Origin of the sequence: Saccharopolyspora sp. ID03-671, from assembly GCF_045278815.1 — a bacterium.
GTDB lineage: Bacteria > Actinomycetota > Actinomycetes > Mycobacteriales > Pseudonocardiaceae > Saccharopolyspora > Saccharopolyspora ipomoeae.
On sequence record NZ_CP134054.1, the window covers coordinates 4,709,245 to 4,732,137 of the forward strand.

Genomic DNA, 22,893 nt, shown 5'->3' on the forward strand with positions numbered 1-22,893 from the left:
TTCCTGAATTTGAACCGCTGACCTGCGCATTCGCATCAATGGAGATCATCTTCGTGGGTGGTGGCGGCCTAGCCGAGCAAATTGGACACTGCTCGTGTTCATTTCCGGCGAGGTCGCCCGCGCTTTAGTCACCCGATGGAGAGAATCTCTCCTATCGGGTGACGATGTGGGCGAAAACGACAGGAAGGTTCCCATGCTCTTCCTGTGTTACCCTCGCCTAATTCTGCTGTTGATCAGCTAAAACGGTGTTCATCGGGCCGATCGTGGAGCTCCCTGAGCTGCCGTCCGGCACCCGGGGAGGTGCGCCTTCGAGTCGGCCCCAATCACGCGTAGTGATCATTCGATTCATCAATAGGTGTGGTGTGTCGCTGCCGTAGTCCAGGTAATGCGAATTGATCGTTAGACTCCGCCCCGGTTGGCATCGCAAGTCGTGCGGTCACCGGCCGCTGCTGAATTCGCGATCGAAGGAGATCGGGAACGACTGCGGCGGTCGGACGGAGTTGGGGGACTTCGCAGCATCGGCGGAACACGCCGGTGCGATGCTCGAAATGCTTGGAAGGATGCATGCGCAACGCCACCCAACCCCCGCCGCCCCCGCGGCAGACCGAAGCGACGTTCGGTCAGATCGACAAATCCGCCCGGCGCACCGATCTGCCCGACCTCGGTCGTCCGGAGCCGGACTTCCCCGAACTCGCGCGCAGTGACGACTTCCGCGAACTGCGCGGCAAGCTGCGCAAGTTCACGTTCCCGATGACCGCGATCTTCCTGCTCTGGTACATCGGCTACGTCATCGCCGCCGCGTACTACCCCGGATTCATGGCGATCCGGCTGTTCGGGACCATCAACATCGGTCTGGTCTTCGGCATCGCCCAGTTCGTGAGCACCCTGGTCATCACGGTCCTCTACCTGCGCTACGCGGCCGGCGAGATCGACCCGCGCGCCGATGCCCTCTACCGCGAGGCGACCGGGGAGGAGCGGCCGTAATGGACACCAACCCGATGCTCAACATCAGCATTTTCGCAGCATTCGTGCTGGTCACGCTGTACATCGTCTACCGGGTGAGCAGTGCGGGCTCCACCACCGACTACTTCGCCGCCGGTGCGCAGTTCACCGGTGCGCAGAACGGAATCGCGCTCTCGGGCGATTTCCTGTCGGCCGCCTCGTTCCTCGGCATCGCCGGCGCCATCGCCGTGCACGGCTACGACGGATTCCTCTACTCCATCGGGTTCCTGGTCGGCTGGCTGGTGAACCTGCTCCTGATCGCCGAGCTCCTGCGCAATACCGGCAGATTCACCATGGGCGATGTTCTCAGCTACCGGATGAACCAGCGTCCGGTGCGCGCGGCAGCGGCCGTGTCGACCATGGTCATCTCCTTCATCTACATGATCGCGCAGATCGCGGGCGCGGGAAGCCTCGTCGCGCTGCTGCTCGACGTGCACAGCGCGGCCGGGCAAGCGCTGGTGATCGCCGCGGTCGGCGCGCTGATGGTCGTCTACGTGCTCGTCGGTGGGATGAAGGGAACCACCTGGGTGCAGATCATCAAGGCCGTGGCACTGATGCTCTGCGTCGCGCTCATGACCCTGTTCCTGATGGGCAAGTTCGGATTCAGCATCACGTCCCTGATGCAGCACGCGGCCGAGAAGAACCCGCTCGGCGAGCGGATCTTCGCCCCCGGAGCCCAGTACGGCGAGAACGGGACCACCAAGCTCGACTTCGTCTCGATGTCGCTGGCCCTGGTGCTCGGCGTGGCAGGGCTCCCGCACGTCCTCATGCGCTTCTACACGGTGCCCAACGCTCTGCAGGCCCGGCGTTCGGTGGTGTGGGCGACGGTCACCATGTCCGTGTTCTACCTGTGCACGCTGGTGATCGGCTTCGGCGCGGGCGCGGTCAGCGGCACGGACTCGATCCTGTCGTCCCCGGGCGGGGAGAACTCCGCGGCTCCGCTGCTCGCCTACCGCATCGGCGGAACGGTGCTGCTGGGAGTGGTTGCCGCGGTCGCCTTCGCCACGATCCTCGCCGTGGTGGCGGGGCTGACGTTGACCGCGTCGGCCTCCTTCGCCCACGACGTGTACGCCAACGTCTTCAAACGCGGCCAGGCCGACCCGGACTCGGAGATCCGGGTGGCCCGGCTGACGGCGTTGATCATCGGCGCCACGTCGATCATCGGCGGCATCCTGGTCAACGGTCAGAACCTCGCGTTCCTGGTGTCGCTGGCGTTCGCCTTCGCCGCTTCCGCGAACCTCTCCACCCTGCTGTTCTCGCTGTACTGGAGGAGGTTCAACACCCGAGGCACCTTGTGGGGCATGTACGGCGGGCTGGCCACGTGCCTGCTCCTGATGATCTTCTCGCCGGTCGTCTCGGGCGCCCCGTCGTCCATGATGCCCTGGGTCGACTTCGCCTTGTTCCCGCTGAACAACCCGGGTCTGGTGTCGATCCCGGCCTCGTTCCTGTTCGGCTACATCGGCACCCTGCTCGGAGAGCGGGAGGACGGCGACCGCACCGACGAGATGGAGGTCCGATCGCTGACCGGCATCGGCGCCCACTGACCAGCTGACCGATGAACGGGAACCTTCCTGCTACTTCCCCGGCAGGAAGGTTCCCGGGTTTTTCAGGGCCCGAATCCGGGCACCGGCCTCGAGCGGAGCGTAAGGATGCCGTCAGTGGGGCCGATTTCGGGTGAACGGGGACGTAAGGTGGTTGGACCTGGGCAACGAAGGCCGGAAGTGAGGAGTGGCATGAGTTCCGCGACCCACAGCTCGTGGGAGCCGGCGCGCAAGGTGCGGACCTACGAGCAGGTCATGTCGCAGATCGAGCAGCGCATCCTCGACGGTCGTCTCGCGCCCGGCGACCGGTTGCCCAGCGAGCGGGAGTTCGCCCAGCTCCTGGGAGTGAGCCGACCCTCGTTGCGGGAAGCGCTGCGCGTGCTCGAGGCCCTGGGCGTCGTCGACGTCCGGCCCGGCCGCGGTCCCGAAGGCGGAACGGTCTTCCTCGGCCACCCGGGTACCGGGTTCTCGATGCTGTTGAAGATGCAGCTCGCGCTCGGCCACTTCGACCCCGCCGAAGTTCTGCGGACCCGGTTGACGCTGGAGGAGTGGGCGATGACCGAGGCCGCACGGCACGCCACTCAAGCCGACCACCTCGCGTTGCGGGCGATCCTCGACCAGATGGACTCGCCGCACCTCACGGCCCGGGACTTCAACCGGCTCGACACCGAGTTCCACGTGCGGATCGCCGAATCCACCGGGAATTCCCTGGCCGCGCACCTGATGGGGTCGCTGCGCACCGCGATCCAGCGGCAGATGATCGAGGCCTACGAGCAGCTCGACGACTGGCGCCTGACCTCGCGTTGGGTGCGCCGCGAGCACCGATCCATCCTGGAAGCGATCGAGAACCGCGACGGCCGGCGGGCGGTGGAGCTGTTGCACGGGCACATCAACGGCTTCTACGAACTCGGGGACGACCACCGCCCCTGATCGCGGGCGGTCACTCCTCCCTGCGGACTCGCAGCCCGTCGAAGGCGACCGCGGCCACCGTGTCGGCGAGCGTCTCGGTGTCCGCGCCGCGCTGCGGCCGGTACCACTCGACCAGCGAGTTGACCATGCCGAACAGCAGGCGAGCCGCGGTGGCCGGGTCGACGTCCGGGCGCAGATCACCGTCCGCGGCGGCCTTGCTGACCAGGTCGGCGACGATCTGGTCGAACTCCCGCCGACGTGCCAGCGCAGCCTTCTCGACCTTGGTGTTGCCGCGAATCCGCAGCAGGAGGGTCACGAAGGGCAGCTGCTCGACGAGCACGTTGACGCTGGCGCGGACCAGGTACTCGAGCTTGTCGATGGCGCGACCGTCGATGCTCTCCAGCTTGTCGGCTTCGGCGAACAACCCGTCCAGCCCGCGGTTGACCGCCAGTCGCAGGAGTTCGTCCTTGCTGCGCACGTGGTGGTAGATCGCGGACTTGGTGATCTGCAGCTTGCGCGACAGATCTTCCATGCTGGTGCCGTCGTAGCCGCGCTCGTTGAACAGCTTGACCGCCACCGCGAGCAGGGATTCCAGGTCGTAGCCGGGACGACCGCGCTTGGTGGCGCGGTTGCTGGGTGGTTCGGTCATGGACACCATTATCGCAAGTGACCTCAGTCTCTAGGCCGTTGGTCGATGACCCTGCGGAGCTTGCCGACCGAGCGTTCCAGGGAACCCGGCTCCACGATCTCCACGCCGACGCTGACGCCGACACCGTCCTTGACCCGCGCCGCGATCTCGGCCGACGCCGTTCCCCACCGCTCCGCGGGCGTCTCGGGAAGGGCTTCGACGAGCACGGTCAGCCGGTCCATCCTCTCTTGGCGGGTGAGCCGGATCTGGAAGTGCGGTGAGAGGTCGGCGGTGTCGAGCACGATCTCCTCGACCTGGGTCGGGAAGACGTTCACCCCGCGCAGGATGATCATGTCGTCGCTGCGGCCGGTGACCTTGTCCATCCTCCGGTACGCGGGGCGGGCGGTGCCGGGACGCAGTGCCGTGAGGTCGCGGGTCCGGTAGCGGATGATCGGCAGCGCCTGCTTGGTCAGCGAGGTGAACAGCAGCTCACCGGTGGTCCCGTCGGGAAGCGCGACGCCGTCGATCGGGTCGACCACCTCCGGGTAGAAGTGGTCTTCCCAGATGTGCAGGCCGTCCTTGGTCTCGACGGCTTCCTGCGCGACGCCGGGTCCCATCACCTCGGAGAGCCCGTAGATGTCGACCGCGTCGATGTTCGCTCGTTCCTCGATCTCGCGGCGCATCTGCTCGGTCCACGGCTCGGCGCCGAAGATCCCCACCTGGAGCGAGGACTTCCGGGGGTCGATCCCTTGACGTTCGAACTCGTCGAGGAGCGTGAGCATGTAGGACGGCGTGACCATGATGATTTCGGGACGGAAGTCGTTGATGATCTGAACCTGGCGCGCGGTCATGCCGCCGGAAGCGGGGATGACCGTGGTGCCCAGCTTCTCGGCGCCGTAGTGGGCGCCGAGCCCACCCGTGAACAGCCCGTACCCGTAGGAGACGTGCACCTTGTGCCCGGGGCGCCCGCCCGCGGCGAAGATGGATCGGGCCATCACCGTCGCCCAGGCGTCCAGGTCGGATTCGGTGTAGCCGACGACGGTCGGCTTCCCCGTGGTTCCGCTGGAGGCGTGCACGCGCCGCACCTGCTCCTGCGGGACGGCGAACATGCCGAACGGGTAGTTGTCGCGCAGGTCCTGCTTGGTGGTGAAGGGGAACTTCTCCAGGTCGCCCAGTTCCCTGCAGTCGTCCGGGTGCACCCCGGCGTCGTCGAACTTCCTGCGGTAGAAGGGAACGTTGTCGTAGGCGTGGCGCAGCGTCCACTGCAGGCGTTCGAGCTGCAGGGCGCGGAGTTCGTCGGTGCTCAGCCGTTCCGCCGGTGAGAGGTCGTCCACCGCGGGCGCGGTGCCCAGTCGGCGCGCGGTCGGCACTTCGTTGTGCGTGGTCGGCATGGGGAGACTCCTCAGGGCTTGATCTGTCCGACGGTCCGGCTCCGGCCGCGGAACTCCGCGATGACCTCCGGTCCGGCGGGGGTGGCCCGGTGCACGGTGACGTCGTAGATGCCGTTGCGGCCGTAGCTGGTTCGTTCTTGCGCGGTCGCGGTCAGCTCGTCGCCGAGGCGTGCGCTCGTGACGAAGGAGATCTCCGCTCCGGCGGCGACGGTGACCGGCCCGTGGCTGTTGCACGCGGCCGCGAACGTCGTGTCGGCGAGCAGGAAGACGTAGCCGCCGTGCGCGATGTCGTGGCCGTTGACCATCTGCTCGGTCACTCGCATGCGGGCGGACGCGATGCCGTCGTGCGCCGTGGTCACGTCGATGCCCAGCGACGCCGAGGCGACGTCGGATTCGAGCATGGAGCGCGCGGAATCGGTGAGTCGGTTCGCCGAGGTGGACACGGGTCTGCACCGCCTATGCTTACTGACCGAATGGACGGTAAATAAATCTGCTCAAGTAAAAGTCAGCCCGCGAACGCCTGTCAAGGGCGGCCTGAGCGGAGGGAGTCCTTCCGAAAGCGGTCGGGGTGAGCACCTGGAACTTCGTCCGTTGAGCGGGGCGGTGCGCTGCGCAAGGGAACCTTCCTTTCATTTCCGGCGCGCGCTGCGGGGAGGGGCTTCCGGGTGGGCGGTGACGCCGGATGGGGGCGAATCGCGGTTCGGCCGGTTCCGTTCTCCGCGGCGGCGCGCTAGCATTAATTCCCGACCGTTCGGTTAGTAATTCTGGGAGAGCGAGGCACGATGGCTCAGGGTGCGAGCAAGGTCCTGCGCAGCTACACCAGTGGCGGCTGGCAGGTGGGCGAAGGCGACGGCGCACCGCTCCACGACGCCGTCACAGGAGCGGAAGTCGCACGGATCTCCTCGGCGGGTATCGACATGGCCGCCGCGCTCGACCACGGCCGCCGGGTCGGCGGACCGGCGTTGCGGGAACTGACGTTCCACCAGCGCGCCGCGCTGCTCAAGGCGCTTGCATCCCACCTCCGCGAGAACCGCGACGAGCTCTACGCGCTGTCAGCCAAGACGGGGGCGACCCGCGGCGACTCCCAGTTCGACATCGACGGCGGCATCGGAGTCCTGTTCTCCTACTCGAGCAAGGGCCGTCGCGAACTGCCCAACGACACCGTCTACGTCGATGGCGGGGTCGAACCTCTCAGCAAGGGCGGAACGTTCCAGGCCCAGCACATCGCCACGCCCCTGCGTGGTGTCGCGGTGCAGATCAACGCCTTCAACTTCCCGGCGTGGGGTCCGCTGGAGAAGTTCGCCCCGGCGTTCCTCGCCGGTGTGCCCAGCCTCGTCAAACCCGCCAGCCAGACCGCCTACCTCACCGAGAAGCTCGTCGAGCTGATCGTCAACTCCGGCCTGCTGCCAGAGGGATCGCTGCAGCTGATCAGCGGAAGCGCCGGTGACCTCCTCGACCACGTGACAGGCCAGGACCTGGTGTCGTTCACCGGCTCGGCCTCCACCGCGCAGAAGCTGCGGGCCCACCCGGCCATCGTGCGCAACTCGGTGCGGTTCAACGCCGAAGCCGATTCGCTCAACTGCTCGATCCTCGGCCCCGACGCGACACCGGGAACGACCGAGTTCGACCTCTACGTCAAGCAGCTGGTCACCGAGATGACCGTCAAAGCCGGTCAGAAGTGCACCGCGATCCGGCGGGCCTTCGTCCCGGCCGACCTGCTCGACGACGTCGCCGAGGCCGCGCGGGAGCGCCTGGCCAAGATCAAGGTCGGCAACCCCGCCCACCCCGACGTGCGGATGGGTGCGCTGGCCAGCCTCGAGCAGCGCGAAGAGGTCCGCCGTTCCCTGAAGGCCCTGCGAGGGGCGGGCACCATCGTCTTCGGCGACCCGGAGACGGTCGAGGTCCTCGACGCGGACGCGGAGAAGGGAGCCTTCCACTCACCCGTCCTGCTCAAGGGCGACCCCGACCGGGCCGAACCGCACGAAGTCGAGGCCTTCGGCCCGGTGTCGACGCTGATGCCCTACACCTCGGTCGAGCAGGTCGTCGACTACGCGGCTCGCGGGCAGGGGAGCCTCGCCGGCTCAGTCGTCAGCGGCGACGCGGCGTTCGCGCGGGAAGTCGTGCTCGGGGTGGCGCCCTGGCACGGGCGCCTGCTGGTGCTCGACGCCGACGACGCCAAGGAATCCACCGGACACGGCTCGCCGATGCCGGCGCTCGTGCACGGCGGCCCCGGACGCGCCGGTGGCGGTGAGGAGATGGGCGGGATCCGCGGCGTGCTGCACCACATGCAGCGCACGGCCGTGCAAGCGAGCCCGAACGTGCTGTCCCAGGTCACCGGCCAGTGGGTGGAAGGTGCCCCTCGTCGCGAGGAAGGCACCCACCCCTTCCGGAAGTCGCTGGCCGAGCTGAAGATCGGAGACGCGGTCGTCGCCGGCCCCCGCCCCGTCACCGACGAGGACGTGGCCCACTTCGCCGAGTTCACCGGCGACACCTTCTACGCGCACACCGACGAGGCCGCCGCGCGCGAGAACCCGCTCTTCGGCGGGATCGTGGCGCACGGCTACTTGGTCGTCTCCTTCGCCGCGGGTCTGTTCGTGTCACCCGAACCCGGACCGGTGCTGGCCAACTACGGGCTGGAGAACCTCCGGTTCCTCACACCCGTCAAGCCCGGCGACGACCTGACGGTGACCTTGACCTGCAAGCAGATCACCCCACGCGAGAACGCCGACTACGGCGAGGTCCGCTGGGACGCCGACGTGACCAACCAGAACCAGGAGTCCGTAGCCAAGTACGACGTGCTCACCCTGGTGGCCAAGGAGAACCGATGACAGCGACGTTGTCCGACGAGGAACTCGAAGCGCACTTCGAGCGCACGATCGACAAGGACCAGCGGATCGAGCCCCGGGACTGGCTTCCGGACGGCTACCGCAAGACGATGATCCGGCAGATCGCCCAGCACGCCCACTCCGAGATCATCGGGATGCAGCCCGAGGGCAACTGGATCACGCGGGCACCCTCGTTGCGGCGCAAAGCGATCCTTCTGGCCAAGGTGCAGGACGAGGCTGGGCACGGGCTGTACCTGTACTCGGCGGCCGAAACGCTCGGCGGCGACCGGCAGGACCTGACCGAGAAGCTGATCACCGGACGGCAGAAGTACTCGTCGATCTTCAACTACCCGACGCTGTCCTTCGCCGACGTCGGGGTGATCGGCTGGCTCGTCGACGGTGCCGCGATCTGCAACCAGGTTCCGCTGTGCCGCTCCAGCTACGGTCCCTACGCCCGATCGATGATCCGCATCTGCAAGGAGGAGTCCTTCCACCAGCGGCAGGGCTACGAACTGCTGATGACGATGATGAAGGGAACCCCTGCGCAGCAGGAGATGGTCCAGGACGCGGTGAACCGGTTCTGGTGGCCCTCGCTGATGATGTTCGGCCCGCCCGACGCCGAGTCGGCCCACACCGAGCAATCCATGCGCTGGAAGATCAAGCGGCACACCAATGATGAGCTGCGGCAGCGGTTCGTCGACATGACCGTCCCGCAGGCCGAGGTGCTCGGTGTGACGCTGCCCGATCCCGACCTGAAGTGGAACGCCGAACGGCAGCACTACGACTTCGGCGAGGTCGACTGGAACGAGCTCAAGCAGGTCATCAAGGGCAACGGGCCGTGCAACACCGAACGCGTCGCGCGGCGACGCCAGGCCCACGAGGACGGCGCCTGGGTCCGCGAAGCCGCGGCCGCGCACGCCCGCAAGAGGACGGAGGCGACGTCATGAGCCGGAGCGAGTGGCCGCTCTACGAGGTGTTCGTGCGCGGCAAGCGCGGATTGAACCACGTGCACGTCGGTTCGCTGCGCGCCGCCGACGACGAGATGGCCGTGCACCACGCCCGCGACCTCTACACGCGGCGCAACGAGGGCGTGAGCATCTGGGTGGTCAAGGCATCGGAGATCACCGCGTCATCCCCTGACGAGAAGGATCCCTTCTTCGCGCCCTCGGGGGACAAGGTGTACCGCCACCCGACGTTCTACGACATTCCCGACAACGTTCCCCACATGTGAGCCGACGATGTCCTTCGACAACGCCTACGAGGCACTCATCGACGCCCACGACGACTCTCGTTGGGCCTTCGGCACGGGGTTCGAAGATCCCCTGGCGGGCATCGACACCTCGGTTCCGCCCGGCGTGGACGGTGCCGACCTGGCCGAGTACTGCCTGATGCTCGGCGATGACGCGCTGGTCCTGTCCCACCGGCTGCAGCAGTGGTGCACCTTCGCTCCCGAGCTGGAGGACGAGGTCGCGATCGCCAACATCGGCCTGGACCTGCTGGGGCAGGCCCGGCTCCTGCTGGCCCGCGCGGGAAAGGCCGACGGCAGCGGACGTGGTGAGGACGACTACGCGTTCTTCCGCCACGAGAACGAGTTCCGCAACGTGCGGCTCGCCGAGCTGGAGCGCGGCGATTTCGGCCGGCTCGTCGCGGTCCTGCTGGTGCTGTCCACGTGGCGGCTCGCGCTGTTCCAGCGGCTGACGACCTCGGCGGACCCGGTGCTGGCCGCGATCGCCGACAAGGGCGTCAAGGAGCTGACGTACCACCGCGACTACGCGGCCCGGTGGGCCGTTCGGCTCGGTGACGGAACCCCGTTCTCGCGAGAACGCATGCAGGCGGCCTTGACCGACGTCTGGCCGTACGTGGACGAGCTGTTCACCGCGCACGAGATCGAATCACGCCTGGCCGAGTCCGGTGTCGCGGTCGATCCGGCCGCAGTGCGCGACGAGTTCGACGGCGTGCTGGACCAGGTCATCGAGCCCGCGACGCTCGAACTGCCCGCGATCACGGGCAAGGCCGGGATCGCCGGCGGCACCGGCAGGCACGGGCGGCACACCGAGGACATGGGATACCTCCTCGCGGAGCTGCAGAGCGTCGCCCGAGCTCACCCGGAGGCGACGTGGTGACCGCGCGCGCCGTCGCCGAAACGGTCTGCGACCCGGAGCTGCCCATGCTCACGCTCGCCGACCTCGGAGTCTTGCGCGAGGTGTCCGAACAGGACGGTGAGGTGAAGGTGTCCATCACACCCACCTACACCGGCTGCCCTGCCATGGACACGATGCGCGACGACCTGGTCCACGCACTGCGCGAGGCCGGGTACGCCAGCGTCGAGGTGCGCACGGTTCTCAACCCGCCGTGGACCACGGACTGGATCAGCGAGCGGGGCCGCCGCAAGCTCGCCGAAGCCGGCATCGCGCCACCGGGCGGCGCACCGGCCCCGACGCCGGGGCCGGTTCCGCTCACGCTCCTCCCGCCTGGCAGGGAGGTTCCCTGCCCGCGTTGCGGTGCCGCGGACACGGAGCTGCTGTCGGAATTCGGTGCCACGGCGTGCAAGTCGATGCGTCGCTGCCGGTCGTGCGCCGAACCGTTCGAACACGTCAAGGAGATCTGAGGTGGCCGCGTTGACGAAATCCCGCGTGCGGGGCGAGTTCCACACGCTGACCGTCGCCGACGTCAGCCGCCTGTGCGACGACGCCGTCGCGGTCACCTTCGCCGTGCCGCCGGAGCTGGAGGACGTCTACGACTTCCGAGCCGGGCAGTCGTTGACGCTGCGTCGCGTCGTCGACGGCCGCGAGGAGCGGCGGTCGTACTCCCTCTGCACGGCGGAGGGGAACCTTCCGCGCATCGGTGTGCGAGAGGTTCCCGAGGGGCTGTTCTCCACTTGGCTGGTCAACGAGGTCCGGGCGGGCGACGAGATCGAAGTCGGTGCTCCCACCGGGTCGTTCACACCGCGGTCGCCTTCCGGTCACCACGTGCTGATCGGCGCTGGATCCGGGATCACCCCGCTGCTTTCGATCGCGGGAACGGTCCTGCGCGACCCGGACGCGACCGTCACCGTCGTGTACGGCAACCGGCGCACCGACACGGTGATGTTCGCCGACGAGCTCGCCGACCTCAAAGATCGTTACCCGGAGCGCCTGGAACTCGTGCACGTGCTCTCGCGGGAGCCGCGCGAAGCGGACCTGTTCACCGGTCGCCTCGACGCGGCCAAGCTCCGCGACCTGCTGGCGCTCGTGCCCGAGGTCGGTGAGGTCGACGAGTGGTGGTTGTGCGGGCCGTTCGGCATGGTGACGGGCGCCCAGCAACTGCTGTCCGAACTCGGCGTCGGTGACGAGCGCATCCACCGCGAGCTGTTCTACGTCGACGACGTCCCGCCGGAACCCGTGCGTCACGTCGACGCGAAGCCGGTGGGGGAGATGACGGAAGCGACCATCGTCCTGGACGGCCGGCGCACGACCACCGCCCTGCCGCGCGAGAACACGGTCCTGGACGGCGCGCAGAGGGCCAGACCGGATCTTCCCTTCGCCTGCAAGGGCGGGGTGTGCGGGACCTGTCGCGCGAAGGTCACCGACGGGAAGGTCGACATGCGGCGCAACTTCGCCCTGGAGCAGGCGGAGGTGGATGAAGGGTTCGTCCTGACCTGCCAGTCGGTCCCGGTGACGGACGCGATCACGGTCGACTTCGATTCCTGATCTCCTCGGCTGATCCCGCTGCGCACGACACCGCCCCTGGTTGAGAATCCGCTGGCCAGGGGCGGTGTCGCGGGAGCCTCGCGTCGTGATCGGAACTCGTGCCCGCGAGGCCGGAGGGGGAAGTGGGCCTTCCCCTTTTCGGTGGCGCGGACAACCTTCGACCCGCCACGGCGTCTCCAGAAATATGAACAGCAATCGGATCCAGCGTGACTGGAGCGCGCAGCAGCGGCCGGTGGGGAGCCCGGTGGGGCGGGTGCCGGTGCCGCGGCGGCGGAGCAGGAAGAGGCCCTTCGTGGCGCTGCTGGTGGCCCTGATCGTGCTTCCGGTGGTGTTCGCGGGCTGGCTCTGGTTCCACATCGACTCGGCGGTGCACCGGATCGACGCCTTCCCGGACTACCCGGGCCGACCGGAGGCCACCGCGGGCGCGAACTGGCTGGTCGTGGGATCGGACAGTCGGGAAGGGCTGGATCCGGAGACCGCGGAGGGCCTGCACGTGGGGGACGCGGACGGCCAGCGCACGGACACGATCCTGGTCGCGCACCTGCCGGACAACTCCACGACTCCCACGCTGATCAGCATCCCGCGCGACTCGCGGGTGCCGGTCCCGGGACAAGGCCGGACGATGATCAACGAGGCTTTCGCCGTCGGCGGGCCGAAGTTGCTGGCGCAGACCGTGGAGCAGGCGACCGGGCTGCGCATCGATCACTACGCCGAGATCGGGTTCGGCGGCTTTTCGGGTCTGGTCGACGCGGTCGGTGGCGTCGAGATGTGTCTCGAACAGGAGATGCACGACGTCAAGACGGGCCAGACCCTCCAAGCCGGCTGCCAGACGCTGAACGGCCCGGACGCCCTGACCTTCGTGCGCATGCGCTACAGCGACGCGACCCCGCGCTCCGACCTGGACCGGGTCGCCAACCAGCGCAAGTTCATCGGCGCCCTGGCATCCGAGGCGTCGAGCATCAGCACCCTGATCAACCCGTTCCGCGCGTACGCGCTGGCCGACGAGGGCGCGGGCGCGCTGACGATGCTCGACTCGGACGGCCCGGGCGACCTGCTGTCGCTGGCATGGGCGATGCGCGGCATCTCCTCGGGCGGTGTCGTGACGACGACGGTTCCCGTTACCGACTCCACCGCTCACCAGTGGGACAAGGAGAAGGCGCTGCGGCTGTTCGAAGCGATGGAGACCGACACCCCGCTCCCGCAGGACCTGATCGTGAACTGACGTCAGCACGACGCCGAGCTCGGCGGTGGAGCGCCGGCCACTGAAAAGCAACCGCCCCTGGCCCAGTTCGTGCTGGCCAGAGGCGGCTTTGCTCGTCGTTCTCAGGCGCCCTCGATAGGATTCGAACCTATGACACCTGCCTCCGGAGGGCAGTGCTCTATCCACTGAGCTACGAGGGCTGGTCGCTGTGGACGATCGATAGCCTATCGCACGCCTCGCAGGTGCCTGGGGCGGGGTCGGGTTGTGGCGGGGCGGTCGCGTTCATCTGGGGGTTCCCCGGTGGCCGGTGCAGGGGGAACCTTTCTGTCACCACGGGTGCGGAGGTTCGGGTGAAGGTCGTGATCTGAGTTGCAGGGCACTTTCGTCGCGCGCCGCGAATCATGCATACTTCGCTATGTATCTGGTGCGGATGTGAGGAGGCGACGAGATGGGGCACGGCCACGGGCACGGTTCCGCCGCCGACGCGGCGCACGCGTCCGGCCGCTACCTGACCAGGCTGTCCATCGCCTTCGGCGTGCTGCTCGCGTTCTTCGTGCTCGAAGCCGTCGTCGGTTGGATGACGTCCTCGCTGGCGTTGCTGTCCGATGCCGGGCACATGCTCACCGACGTCCTCGGCGTCGGGATGGCCCTGGCCGCGATCACCGCTGCGCGTCGTCCCACCGGCACCAAGCGCACCTTCGGCCTCTACCGGGTGGAGGTCCTCGCGGCGCTGGCCAACGCGGTGCTGCTGTTCGGCGTCGCCGGCTACATCCTCATCGAGTCCGTGGAGCGCTTCCAGCGGCCGCACGAGGTCGCCGGGCTGCCGATGATGGCCACCGCGGCCGCCGGTCTGCTCGCCAACCTGGTCGTGTTCGCGCTGCTGCGCAAGGGTGCTGACGAGAGCCTCAACGTGCGCGGCGCCTACCTGGAGGTCCTCGCCGACACCATCGGCTCCGCGGGCGTGCTCGTCGGCGGCTTCGTGACCTGGGCTTTCGGCTGGTACCTCGCCGACCCGATCATCGCCGTCGGAGTCGGGCTGTTCGTGCTGCCCCGGACCTTCAAGCTCGCGCGCCAGGCGCTGCGGATCCTCGTGCAGCAGGCGCCGGAGGGGCTGGACCTGCAGGAGATGCGCGACGACCTCGCCGCGCTGCCCTCGGTCACCGAAGTGCACGACCTGCACGTGTGGACGCTGACCTCCGGCATGGAGGTCGCCTCGGCGCACCTGACCGCGAGCCAGGACGCCGACCACGGCGGAGTGCTCACCGCGGCGCAGCGCCTGCTGTCCGAGCGCTACCGCATCGAGCACGCCACCCTGCAGGTCGAACCCACCGAGTGCGCGCGCCGGTGCCGCGAACTGACCTGGTGAGCGAGAGGGACCCTTCTTCCTCGGCGGAGTGAGCGGAAGGTTCCCATGCTCAGCTCAGCGCCCGCTCAACCGAGCGGTTGGGCGCCTCGCTGGTTGAGCATGGTCTTCATCAGTTCCATCTCGCTGCCCTGGGAGCCGAGCATGTTCTCGGCCAGGGCGCGCACCGCCGGGACCGCTGCGTGGGTGGCACCGTACTCGGCCATCGGGGCGCCGCCCTGGTGGTGGCGCAGCATCAGCTGCAGGAAGAAGACGTCGAACTCCGGTCCTCGCAGCGAGCCGAGCCGGGCGAGTTCCTCGCTGCTGGCCATGCCGGGCATGAGCGCGCCGTCGGACATCGGCATCGCGGTGGCGCCGTGCTGGTGCTCGCCGGTTTCCTTCATCCACTGCATGACGGGGCCGGTGGCCTGGGCCGGCTGGTTCCAGATGCTCAACCAGCCCTGCATGCGCCCGATCTGGTCGCGCTGGTTGGTCTCGATGTCGAAGGCCAGCTGCCGGACGGCGACGTCGTCGGCTCGTTCCCGGGCCAGCGTCGCCATGGTCACCGCCTGCTGGTGGTGGACGCTCATGTCCTGGGAGAAACCGATGTCGGTCGCCGTCGCCTCGGGGGCGGCGTGCTCGAAGGACGGCACCCGGATCAGCAGTCCGAGCGCCGCCCCCAGCAGCAGCAGCGAGAACGCCGCGACGATGGCGACAACGACGTGAGAGATGCGTCGTGCCTCGACCAACGGGCTCACTGCCCCATTTCGCCGGTGCCGGCGTTGGCGCCCTTGCCGTCCATGGTGACCGCGTCCGGGCCAGGCGGGCTCGCGTCGAACTTCGGCGGGTTGTTCGTGTCGAACGCGCCCGGGTAGGCCTGGCAGGAACCGCCGACCTCGGGGTAGACGCCGTTGTTGTTCAGCCGCAGCGCGGTGATGAACTGGTCGATCCGCGGGTCGTCGGCGCTGTCGAGCTTGAGCTGGTGGCCCCAGGACTGCAGCGAGATCGGCTTGTCCAGGCCCGGGTACGGCGACAGCATCGTGTACGGCTTGCCCTGGGCGCGGACCTTGAGCCGGTCCAGCCCGGCCTCGTCGACCTTGTCCGGGTTGTAGGCGATCCAGACCGCGCCGTGCTCCAGCGAGTGCACCATGTTCTCGGTGCGCACGGCCTCCGGGTAGACGACGCCGGTGCAGTCGGCCCAGACGCCGTCGTGCGGGCCGCCGTACGGCGGGTTCTTGTCGTAGGCGACGCGCTGGGTGGGCTGGACGTGCTGCTGGCCCTTGTAGTCGGCGGTGACGACCCCGGGGATCGCCTTCGACGGGTCGGGGTTCTGCGGTGACGGCTTGAACGCCTCGGTGGCCTTCTCGGCGGCGGCCTGCGCGTCACGCGTCGCGGCCTGGTCGGACCAACGGCTGTAGGCGTACCCGAAGATCACCGCAGCGAACACCGCGACCACCGTTACCCCGGACACCAGCATCCAGGGGATCGACCGTTGGTTGACCACGGCGGCGCCGCGCACCGCGTTCTTCTTAGCCATGCTGCTCGCAAACCTCGTCTCGCCCGAACCTGGGGACAGCGCCCGCCAGTGTAGAGAGTGCCCGAACGGCGGTGTGCCGATCGGCGCATGCTCGCCACCACACGTTCTCACACACAGACAACGCTTCGATCACGCCCCGTGGTCGTCTCGGAAGCGGCCGCGGCCGGTCTTGCGCGCGGTCGGAGGCCCCGGCTGGGCCGAACGGAGGGGGCGGAGTCCACGGAGTGGGCGGCAACCCGACGTCTGAACTGCGCGGAAGGATCCCTAGACTTCATCAGGTGACTCCCGCCGCGCTCGCTGAACTGGTCCGCAACACCGCCGTCGACGTGCTCTCCGCCCGTGGGCTGGACACGTCGGTGCTGCCCGAGGCGGTCACCGTCGAGCGCCCGCGGAAGCCGGAGCACGGCGACTACGCGACGAACCTCGCGATGCAAATCGCCAAGAAGGCCGGAGTCGCCCCGCGCGATCTCGCCACCTGGCTCGCCGAGGCGCTGACCAGCCAGGACGGCATCGACTCGGTCGACGTCGCCGGTCCGGGCTTCCTCAACCTGCGGCTCGCCGCCGACGCCCAGGGGCAGATCGTGCGCGAGGCGCTCAACGCGGGCGCCGACTACGGCACCGGTGAGCTCTACAGCGGCCTGAAGGTCAACCTCGAGTTCGTCTCGGCGAACCCGACCGGCCCCATCCACCTGGGCGGCACCCGCTGGGCCGCCGTTGGCGATGCGCTGGGACGGGTACTTTCCGCTCAGGGCGCCGAGGTGACCCGCGAGTACTACTTCAACGACGCGGGCGCGCAGATCGATCGCTTCGTCAAGTCCCTCGTCGCCGGCGCCAAGGGCGAGCCCGCACCGGAGGACGGTTACGGCGGCGACTACATCGCCGAGATCGCGGGCAAGGTCGTCGAGGCCGAGCCCGGCGTGCTGGAACAGCCCGAGGACGAGCGGAACGAGACCTTCCGCCGCATCGGCGTCGGGTTGATGTTCGAGGAGATCAAGCAGAGCCTCACCGACTTCGGCACCGTCTTCGACGTCTACTTCCACGAGGACTCGCTGCACACCTCCGGCCAGGTCGAGCAGTGCGTGGAGCAGCTCAAGGCCTCCGATCACCTCTACGCCGCCGACGGCGCCTGGTGGCTGCGCTCCACCGAGTACGGCGACGACAAGGACCGGGTCGTCATCAAGAGCGACGGCGACCCCGCCTACATCGCCGGAGACATCGCGTACCTGCGCGACAAGCGCTCCCGCGGCTTCGACCTGTGCCTCTACATGCTCGGCGCCGACCACCACGGCTACATCGCCCGGCTCAAGGCCGCCGCCGCGGCGCTGGGCGACGACCCGTCGGTGGTCGAGGTCCTCATCGGCCAGCTGGTCAACCTGGTGCGCGACGGCAAACCGGTCCGGATGAGCAAGCGCGCCGGCACCGTGGTCACCCTCGAGGACCTCGTCGAGGCCGTCGGCGTCGACGCCGCCCGCTACTCGCTGATCCGCTCCTCGGTGGACTCCGCCGTCGACATCGACCTGGACCTGATCAGCAAGCGCACCAACGAGAACCCGGTCTTCTACGTGCAGTACGCGCACGCCCGGCTGTCGTCGTTGCAGCGCAACGCCGCCTCCCTGGGCATCGAGCGGGGAGCCGTGGAGAATGCCGATCTGTCGCTGCTCACCCACGAACGTGAGGGCGACCTGATCCGCACCCTGGGCGAGTTCCCGCGCGTGGTGCGCTCGGCCGCCGAGTTGCGCGAACCGCACCGGGTGGCTCGGTACCTGGAGGACGTGGCCAGCGCGTACCACAAGTTCTACGACGCCTGCCGCGTTCTGCAGCCCGGTGATGACCAGGCCAACCCGCTGACCATCGCGCGGTTGCAGCTGTGCGAGGCCACCCGCCAGGTGCTGGCCAACGGTCTGGGCCTGCTCGGCGTGAGCGCGCCGGAACAGATGTAATCGCGGGCAGGCGGGATCCCTCGACGTGGAGGGAACCTTCCTGCCACTTCACCGCCTGTCCAGCGGCAGGCTGCGCTAAGGAGCTTTGTCAACATGCGCGCCCATCCCGCCGGGCCGCGGCACGCCGATGTCGTGCCGCCCGGCAACACCGCAGGACCGTCCCCGTCCAGTACGGGGGAGATCGACCTGCTGCATCCGCACGTGTGGCCGCGCAACAGCGAGCGCGGTGCCGACGGCGTCGTGCGCGTCGCGGGCCTCGACGTGCGGGAGCTCGCCGAGCAGTACGGCACCCCGCTGTTCGTGCTCGACGAGGACGACTTCCGGTCGCGCTGCCGCGACTACGCCGAGGCCTTCGGCGATCCGGCCGCCGTGCACTACGCCTCCAAGGCGTTCCTGTGCACCGAGGTGGCCCGCTGGGTCGCCGAGGAGGGCCTGAGCCTGGACGTGTGCAGCGGCGGCGAACTGGCTGTGGCGCTGCGCGCCGGCTTCCCCGCCGAGCGCATCACCTTCCACGGCAACAACAAGTCCGTGCCCGAGCTGACCGCCGCCGTGGAGGCCGGGGTCGGTTCGGTGGTGCTCGACTCGTTCCACGAGATCGCCCGGCTCGACCACATCGCCTCCCAGCGCGGCGCGAAGCAGCGGGTGCTGGTGCGGGTGACGGTCGGCGTCGAGGCGCACACCCACGAGTTCATCGCCACCGCCCACGAGGACCAGAAGTTCGGGTTCTCGCTGGCCTCGGGTCAGGCGGCGGAGGCGGTCGCCCGCGTGCTCAAGGCCGATGCGCTGGAGCTGGCCGGGCTGCACAGCCACATCGGTTCCCAGATCTTCGAGGTGGACGGGTTCGAGCTGGCCGCGCACCGCGTGGTGCGGCTGCTGGCGGACCTGCGCGAGGAGCACGGCACCGACGCGCTGGCCTCGGCCGACACCGTGGACCTCGGTGGTGGCCTGGGCATCGCCTACACGCCCGAGGACGATCCGATGCCGCCCGCGCAGCTGGCGAGCAGGCTCTTCGAGATCGTCGGCAAGGAGGCCGAGAACGCGGGCCTGCCGGTGCCCAAGATCGCGGTGGAGCCGGGGCGCGCGATCGTCGGCCCGAGCATGATGACCGTCTACGAGGTCGGCACGATCAAGGACGTGGCGCTGGGTTCGGACGTCGAGCGGCGTTACGTCAGCGTGGACGGCGGGATGAGCGACAACATCCGCACCTCGCTCTACGACGCCGTCTACGACAGCCGATTGGTGTCCCGATCGGCCGAGGCGGAGCCCGTTCTGTCCCGCATCGTGGGCAAGCACTGTGAATCCGGTGACGTAGTGGTGCGCGATTGCTGGCTTCCGAGCGACATTGCTCCGGGAGACCTGCTCGCGGTGGCCGCCACCGGGGCGTACTGCTACGTGATGGCCAGCAACTACAACCGCCTGCCCAAGCCGCCGGTGGTTGCGGTTCGAGCTGGTCAGGCGCGATTGTTGCTGCGCAGGGAGACCGAGGACGACCTGCTCCGGCTGGAGGTGTGAGTGATCCGGGACCGTGAACCGATCAGGGTCGCGATGTTGGGCTGCGGCACCGTGGGCACCGAGGTGCTGCGGCTGCTGCAGGATCAACCGGAGGAATTCGCGGCGCGAACCGGGGCCCCGATGCTGGTCACCGGCGTCGCTGTGCGCCGTCCGCACAAGCATCCGGAGGTGCCCGAGAACCTGTTGACCACCGATGCGCAGGCGTTGGTGGAGGGTGACGTCGATGTCGTGGTGGAGCTGATCGGCGGCATCGAGCCCGCCCGCTCGCTGCTGCTGTCGGCGCTGCGCTCGGGCAAGTCGGTGGTGACGGCGAACAAGGCGCTGCTGGCCGAGCACGGCTCGGAGCTCTACGCCGCGGCCGACGAGTCGGGTGCCGACATCTACTTCGAGGCCGCCGTGGCGGGCGCGATCCCGCTGCTGCGGCCGCTGCGCGAGTCGTTGGCCGGGGACCGGATCAACCGGGTCATGGGCATCGTCAACGGCACGACGAACTACATCCTCTCGGCGATGGACTCCACCGGCGCCGGCTACTCGGAGACGCTCGACGAGGCCGGTCGCCTGGGTTACGCGGAGGCGGACCCGACGGCGGACGTGGACGGGTTCGACGCTGCGGCGAAGGCCGCCATCCTCGCGTCGCTGGCGTTCCACACCCGCGTCACGGCCAGCGACGTGCACCGCGAGGGGATCTCCGGGGTCACCCCGGGCGACATCGCGGCCGCGGCGACGCTGGACCGGACGGTGAAGCTGCTGGCGATCTGCGAGCGGGTGATCGACGAGGACGGCACCGAGTCGGTGTCGGCGCGCGTGCACCCGGCGATGATCCCGCGCAGCCACCCGCTGGCCGGTGTGGGCGGGGCGTTCAACGCGGTGTTCGTGGAGGCCGAGGCCGCCGGTCAGCTCATGTTCTACGGCCAGGGCGCCGGTGGGGCGCCGACCGCGAGCGCGGTGCTGGGCGACCTCGTCGCGGTCGCCCGCAACCTGGTGGTCGAGGGCAAGGGGCCGCGCGAGTCTGCGCACGCCCAGCTGCCGGTGCAGCCGATGGGCAAGACCCCGACCCGGTACCACATCAGCCTCGACGTGGCCGACAAGCCGGGCGTGCTCTCGCAGGTCGCGGCGACGTTCAACGAGCACGATGTGAGCATTTCGGTGGTGCGTCAGCAGGGCAGGGGTGCCGAGGCCAGCCTCGTGGTGGTCACGCACACCGCCGACGACGCGGCACTGTCGTCCACAGTGGACAAGATTCGCAGCTCCCGATTGTGCGCGACGTGGTCAGCGTGATGCGCGTGGAAGGTGAACCGACGTGACGAACATCCAGAGCGCTCCGGCGAAGTCCGGAGCCGGCTGGCCCGGTCTGATCGAGGCGTACCGGGACCGGGTTGCCGTCCCGGACGGTGCGCGCATCGTGACCCTGCAGGAGGGCAACACGCCGCTGGTGCCCGCGCCGCACCTGTCGGAGCGCACCGGCTGCACCGTCTACCTGAAGGTGGAGGGCGCCAACCCGACCGGGTCGTTCAAGGACCGCGGCATGACGGTGGCCATCACCCACGCGCTCGCCGAGGGCAGCAAGGCCGTCATCTGCGCGTCCACCGGCAACACCTCGGCCTCGGCGGCCGCCTACGCCGCGCGCGCCGGGCTGACGTCGGCGGTGCTGGTGCCGCAGGGCAAGATCGCGCTGGGCAAGCTGGCCCAGGCCGTCGTGCACGGCGCGAAGATCCTGCAGGTCCAGGGCAACTTCGACGACTGCCTGGAACTGGCCCGCAAGACCGCCGCCGAGCACCCGGTCACGCTGGTCAACTCGGTCAACCCGGTGCGCCTGGAGGGCCAGAAGACCGCGTCGTTCGAGATCTGCGACGTGCTGGGCCGCGCGCCCGACATCCACTGCCTGCCGGTCGGCAACGCGGGCAACATCACGGCCTACTGGAAGGGTTACACCGAGTACCACGGCGAGGGGATCACCGATTCGCTGCCGCGGATGTTCGGCTTCCAGGCCGCCGGTGCCGCACCGCTGGTGCACGGCCACCCGGTCGCCGAGCCCGAGACGATCGCGACCGCGATCCGCGTCGGCAGCCCGGCCTCGTGGGAGGGCGCGGAGAAGGCCAAGGACGCCTCGCAGGGCCTGTTCTCAGCGGTGAGCGACGAGGAGATCCTCGCCGCATACCGCACGCTGGCCGCCCGCGAGGGCGTGTTCGTCGAGCCCGCCTCGGCTTCCAGCGTCGCCGGCCTGCTGGCCACCGCGGCCGACGGGCGCCTGCCGAAGGGCTCGGTCGTGGTGTGCACGGTCACCGGTCACGGGTTGAAGGACCCCGACACCGCGCTGGCGGGCATGGTCGAGGTCGAGCCGCTGCCGGTCGACCCGAGCGCGGTCGCCGACGCGCTGGAGCTGCGGTGAGTTCGCTGCCGGTGAGCGCGGTCCGGGTCGAGGTTCCCGCGTCGACGGCGAACCTCGGCTCGGGTTTCGACGCGTTGGGCATGGCGTTGTCGTTGCACGACGTCGTGTCCGCGCGCGTGGTCGACGGCCCGGGCGGCTCGGCGACGGTGTCGGTGACCGGGGAGGGCGCCGGTTCGGTGCCCGGCGACGAGCGGCACCTCGTCGTGCGGGTCGTCCACGACACCCTTGCGGAGCTGGGTTTTTCGGCTCCGCCCGCGCTGGAACTGCGTTGCGAGAACAGCATTCCGCACTCGCGGGGTCTCGGGTCCTCGGCCGCCGCCATCGTCGCGGGGATCGCCGTCGCGCACGGTCTGGCGGGAATCGATTTGCGCGCAACGGAAAACGTGGAACGCGCGCTGCACCTGGCCGCGGTTCGCGAGGGGCACGCCGACAACGTGGCGGCGAGCTTGCTGGGTGATTTCGTGCTGGCGTGGCGGGAATCGGAGCGCTTCCGCGCGGTGAGCTCGCCCGCGCACCCCGACGTGTCGCCGATCGTCTTTGTGCCGCAAGCGGAATCGGCCACGAACGTGACGCGAGGGCTGCTGCCGGAGCGGGTTCCGCACGCCGACGCCGCGTTCGCCGCGGGGCGTGCCGCGCTCGCGGTGCACGCGATCACCCGCGACCCGTCGCTGCTGCTGGCCGCGACCGACGACCGGCTGCACCAGGACTACCGCGAGCCGGCGTGGCCGGAGACCGTGGCGCTGGTGCGCGCGCTGCGCGCGGAGGGGATCGCGGCGGCCGTGTCCGGCGCGGGGCCGACCGCGCTGGCGCTGCCCGTGAAGAACGTGAACGCGCGCGAGCTCGCCCCCGGGAGCTTCGCCGCGCTGGACCTGCCGGTCGACCGCGTCGGGGTCCGCACGCACGTCGAGGACTGACTCCGCCGCTTCGCGATCAGGCGTCGGGCCGCCGGCGGCCGGGGTTCGTCGAGGGGTAAAGGCCCTGCTCATC

General features: G+C 69.1%; 20 protein-coding genes, 1 tRNA gene and 1 pseudogene. 16 read left to right on the forward strand and 6 right to left on the reverse strand.

Going from position 1 to position 22,893, the window contains the following annotated elements; all coding sequences use genetic code 11:
• Positions 1-564: 564 nt before the first annotated feature.
• From REH65_RS21790 to REH65_RS21800, 3 genes are all read left to right on the forward strand, one after another.
• The gene (locus REH65_RS21790; RefSeq protein ID WP_406688880.1) at positions 565-984 is read left to right on the forward strand and encodes a DUF485 domain-containing protein; all 420 of its coding nucleotides are present in this window, start codon (positions 565-567) and stop codon (positions 982-984) included.
• Entirely contained in the window at positions 984-2,546 is a 1,563-nt protein-coding gene (locus REH65_RS21795) for a cation acetate symporter (protein ID WP_406688881.1), read from the forward strand. The genes REH65_RS21790 and REH65_RS21795 overlap by 1 nt, the downstream gene beginning before the upstream one ends.
• Positions 2,547-2,735: 189 nt before the next feature.
• Positions 2,736-3,473: a FadR/GntR family transcriptional regulator gene (locus tag REH65_RS21800; RefSeq protein WP_406688882.1), complete on the forward strand. Its 738-nt coding sequence runs from the start codon at positions 2,736-2,738 to the stop codon at positions 3,471-3,473.
• 10 nt (positions 3,474-3,483) lie between these two features.
• Here the strand turns inward: REH65_RS21800 and REH65_RS21805 are convergent, their stop codons facing one another.
• The 3 genes from REH65_RS21805 to paaI are packed head-to-tail and all read right to left on the reverse strand — an operon-like array spanning position 3,484 to position 5,872.
• A complete protein-coding gene (locus tag REH65_RS21805) occupies positions 3,484-4,101 on the reverse strand; it encodes a TetR/AcrR family transcriptional regulator (RefSeq protein ID WP_406688883.1) in 618 nt (205 codons plus the stop codon).
• 23 nt (positions 4,102-4,124) lie between these two features.
• A complete protein-coding gene (gene paaK / locus REH65_RS21810) occupies positions 4,125-5,471 on the reverse strand; it encodes a phenylacetate--CoA ligase PaaK (protein WP_406688884.1) in 1,347 nt (448 codons plus the stop codon).
• A gap of 11 nt (positions 5,472-5,482) precedes the next feature.
• Positions 5,483-5,872 carry a hydroxyphenylacetyl-CoA thioesterase PaaI gene (gene paaI / locus REH65_RS21815; RefSeq protein ID WP_406693212.1) on the reverse strand — a complete coding sequence of 130 codons (390 nt, stop codon included), beginning with the start codon at positions 5,870-5,872 and terminating at the stop codon, positions 5,483-5,485.
• A 381-nt stretch (positions 5,873-6,253) separates the two neighbouring features.
• On the opposite strand from paaI, the gene paaZ reads away from it, so the two are divergent.
• The 7 genes from paaZ (at position 6,254) to REH65_RS21850 (ending at position 13,207) form a co-directional block, all read left to right on the forward strand.
• On the forward strand, positions 6,254-8,299 hold the full coding sequence (gene paaZ, locus REH65_RS21820; RefSeq protein ID WP_406688885.1) for a phenylacetic acid degradation bifunctional protein PaaZ: 2,046 nt from the start codon (positions 6,254-6,256) through the stop codon (positions 8,297-8,299).
• Positions 8,296-9,243 carry a 1,2-phenylacetyl-CoA epoxidase subunit PaaA gene (gene paaA, locus REH65_RS21825; RefSeq protein ID WP_281455072.1) on the forward strand — a complete coding sequence of 316 codons (948 nt, stop codon included), beginning with the start codon at positions 8,296-8,298 and terminating at the stop codon, positions 9,241-9,243. Before paaZ ends, paaA begins: the two co-directional genes overlap by 4 nt.
• A complete protein-coding gene (gene paaB / locus REH65_RS21830; protein ID WP_281455071.1) occupies positions 9,240-9,527 on the forward strand; it encodes a 1,2-phenylacetyl-CoA epoxidase subunit PaaB in 288 nt (95 codons plus the stop codon). Before paaA ends, paaB begins: the two co-directional genes overlap by 4 nt.
• Positions 9,528-9,534: 7 nt before the next feature.
• Positions 9,535-10,419, forward strand: a complete 885-nt coding sequence (paaC, locus tag REH65_RS21835; protein ID WP_406688886.1) for a 1,2-phenylacetyl-CoA epoxidase subunit PaaC — start codon at positions 9,535-9,537, stop codon at positions 10,417-10,419.
• Entirely contained in the window at positions 10,413-10,904 is a 492-nt protein-coding gene (gene paaD, locus REH65_RS21840) for a 1,2-phenylacetyl-CoA epoxidase subunit PaaD (protein WP_406688887.1), read from the forward strand. The genes paaC and paaD overlap by 7 nt, the downstream gene beginning before the upstream one ends.
• Before the next feature lies 1 nt (position 10,905).
• Positions 10,906-11,985, forward strand: coding sequence for a 1,2-phenylacetyl-CoA epoxidase subunit PaaE (gene paaE / locus REH65_RS21845; protein WP_406688888.1), 1,080 nt, complete (start codon positions 10,906-10,908; stop codon positions 11,983-11,985).
• Positions 11,986-12,277: 292 nt separating this feature from the next.
• Positions 12,278-13,207 carry an LCP family protein gene (locus REH65_RS21850; protein ID WP_406688889.1) on the forward strand — a complete coding sequence of 310 codons (930 nt, stop codon included), beginning with the start codon at positions 12,278-12,280 and terminating at the stop codon, positions 13,205-13,207.
• 106 nt (positions 13,208-13,313) lie between these two features.
• On the opposite strand, the gene REH65_RS21855 is transcribed toward REH65_RS21850, so the two are convergent.
• Positions 13,314-13,386, reverse strand: a tRNA-Arg gene (locus tag REH65_RS21855).
• Between the two features lie 248 nt (positions 13,387-13,634).
• On the opposite strand from REH65_RS21855, the gene REH65_RS21860 reads away from it, so the two are divergent.
• Positions 13,635-14,552 (forward strand): cation diffusion facilitator family transporter, encoded by a 918-nt coding sequence (locus REH65_RS21860; protein WP_406688890.1) that lies wholly within the window; start codon positions 13,635-13,637, stop codon positions 14,550-14,552.
• Between the two features lie 65 nt (positions 14,553-14,617).
• On the opposite strand, the gene REH65_RS21865 is transcribed toward REH65_RS21860, so the two are convergent.
• Both REH65_RS21865 and REH65_RS21870 read right to left on the reverse strand, forming a co-directional pair.
• The gene (locus REH65_RS21865) at positions 14,618-15,286 is read right to left on the reverse strand and encodes a DUF305 domain-containing protein (protein WP_406688891.1); all 669 of its coding nucleotides are present in this window, start codon (positions 15,284-15,286) and stop codon (positions 14,618-14,620) included.
• Positions 15,283-16,065 carry a DUF3105 domain-containing protein gene (locus REH65_RS21870; protein WP_406688892.1) on the reverse strand — a complete coding sequence of 261 codons (783 nt, stop codon included), beginning with the start codon at positions 16,063-16,065 and terminating at the stop codon, positions 15,283-15,285. Before REH65_RS21870 ends, REH65_RS21865 begins: the two co-directional genes overlap by 4 nt.
• Positions 16,066-16,343: 278 nt before the next feature.
• Here REH65_RS21870 and argS point away from each other — a divergent pair, with 278 nt between their 5' ends.
• The 5 genes and pseudogenes from argS (at position 16,344) to thrB (ending at position 22,820) form a co-directional block, all read left to right on the forward strand.
• Positions 16,344-18,005, forward strand: a complete 1,662-nt coding sequence (gene argS / locus REH65_RS21875) for an arginine--tRNA ligase (RefSeq protein WP_406688893.1) — start codon at positions 16,344-16,346, stop codon at positions 18,003-18,005.
• Positions 18,006-18,098: 93 nt separating this feature from the next.
• Complete coding sequence (gene lysA / locus REH65_RS21880) at positions 18,099-19,517, forward strand: diaminopimelate decarboxylase (RefSeq protein WP_406688894.1); 1,419 nt, start codon at positions 18,099-18,101, stop codon at positions 19,515-19,517.
• A pseudogene (locus REH65_RS21885) lies at positions 19,518-20,821 on the forward strand (homoserine dehydrogenase).
• On the forward strand, positions 20,818-21,906 hold the full coding sequence (thrC, locus tag REH65_RS21890) for a threonine synthase (protein WP_281455061.1): 1,089 nt from the start codon (positions 20,818-20,820) through the stop codon (positions 21,904-21,906). The pseudogene REH65_RS21885 and the gene thrC overlap by 4 nt, the downstream one beginning before the upstream one ends.
• Complete coding sequence (gene thrB / locus REH65_RS21895) at positions 21,903-22,820, forward strand: homoserine kinase (RefSeq protein WP_406688895.1); 918 nt, start codon at positions 21,903-21,905, stop codon at positions 22,818-22,820. Before thrC ends, thrB begins: the two co-directional genes overlap by 4 nt.
• Positions 22,821-22,893: the final 73 nt, after the last annotated feature.

Coding starts and splice junctions, on each gene's coding strand:
- REH65_RS21790 (WP_406688880.1), top strand. CDS start 565: ATGCGCAACGCCACCCAACCCCCGCCGCCCCCGCGGCAGACCGAAGCG.
- REH65_RS21795 (WP_406688881.1), top strand. CDS start 984: ATGGACACCAACCCGATGCTCAACATCAGCATTTTCGCAGCATTCGTG.
- REH65_RS21800 (WP_406688882.1), top strand. CDS start 2,736: ATGAGTTCCGCGACCCACAGCTCGTGGGAGCCGGCGCGCAAGGTGCGG.
- REH65_RS21805 (WP_406688883.1), bottom strand. CDS start 4,101: ATGACCGAACCACCCAGCAACCGCGCCACCAAGCGCGGTCGTCCCGGC.
- paaK (WP_406688884.1), bottom strand. CDS start 5,471: ATGCCGACCACGCACAACGAAGTGCCGACCGCGCGCCGACTGGGCACC.
- paaI (WP_406693212.1), bottom strand. CDS start 5,872: ATGCTCGAATCCGACGTCGCCTCGGCGTCGCTGGGCATCGACGTGACC.
- paaZ (WP_406688885.1), top strand. CDS start 6,254: ATGGCTCAGGGTGCGAGCAAGGTCCTGCGCAGCTACACCAGTGGCGGC.
- paaA (WP_281455072.1), top strand. CDS start 8,296: ATGACAGCGACGTTGTCCGACGAGGAACTCGAAGCGCACTTCGAGCGC.
- paaB (WP_281455071.1), top strand. CDS start 9,240: ATGAGCCGGAGCGAGTGGCCGCTCTACGAGGTGTTCGTGCGCGGCAAG.
- paaC (WP_406688886.1), top strand. CDS start 9,535: ATGTCCTTCGACAACGCCTACGAGGCACTCATCGACGCCCACGACGAC.
- REH65_RS21860 (WP_406688890.1), top strand. CDS start 13,635: ATGGGGCACGGCCACGGGCACGGTTCCGCCGCCGACGCGGCGCACGCG.
- REH65_RS21870 (WP_406688892.1), bottom strand. CDS start 16,065: ATGGCTAAGAAGAACGCGGTGCGCGGCGCCGCCGTGGTCAACCAACGG.
- lysA (WP_406688894.1), top strand. CDS start 18,099: ATGCGCGCCCATCCCGCCGGGCCGCGGCACGCCGATGTCGTGCCGCCC.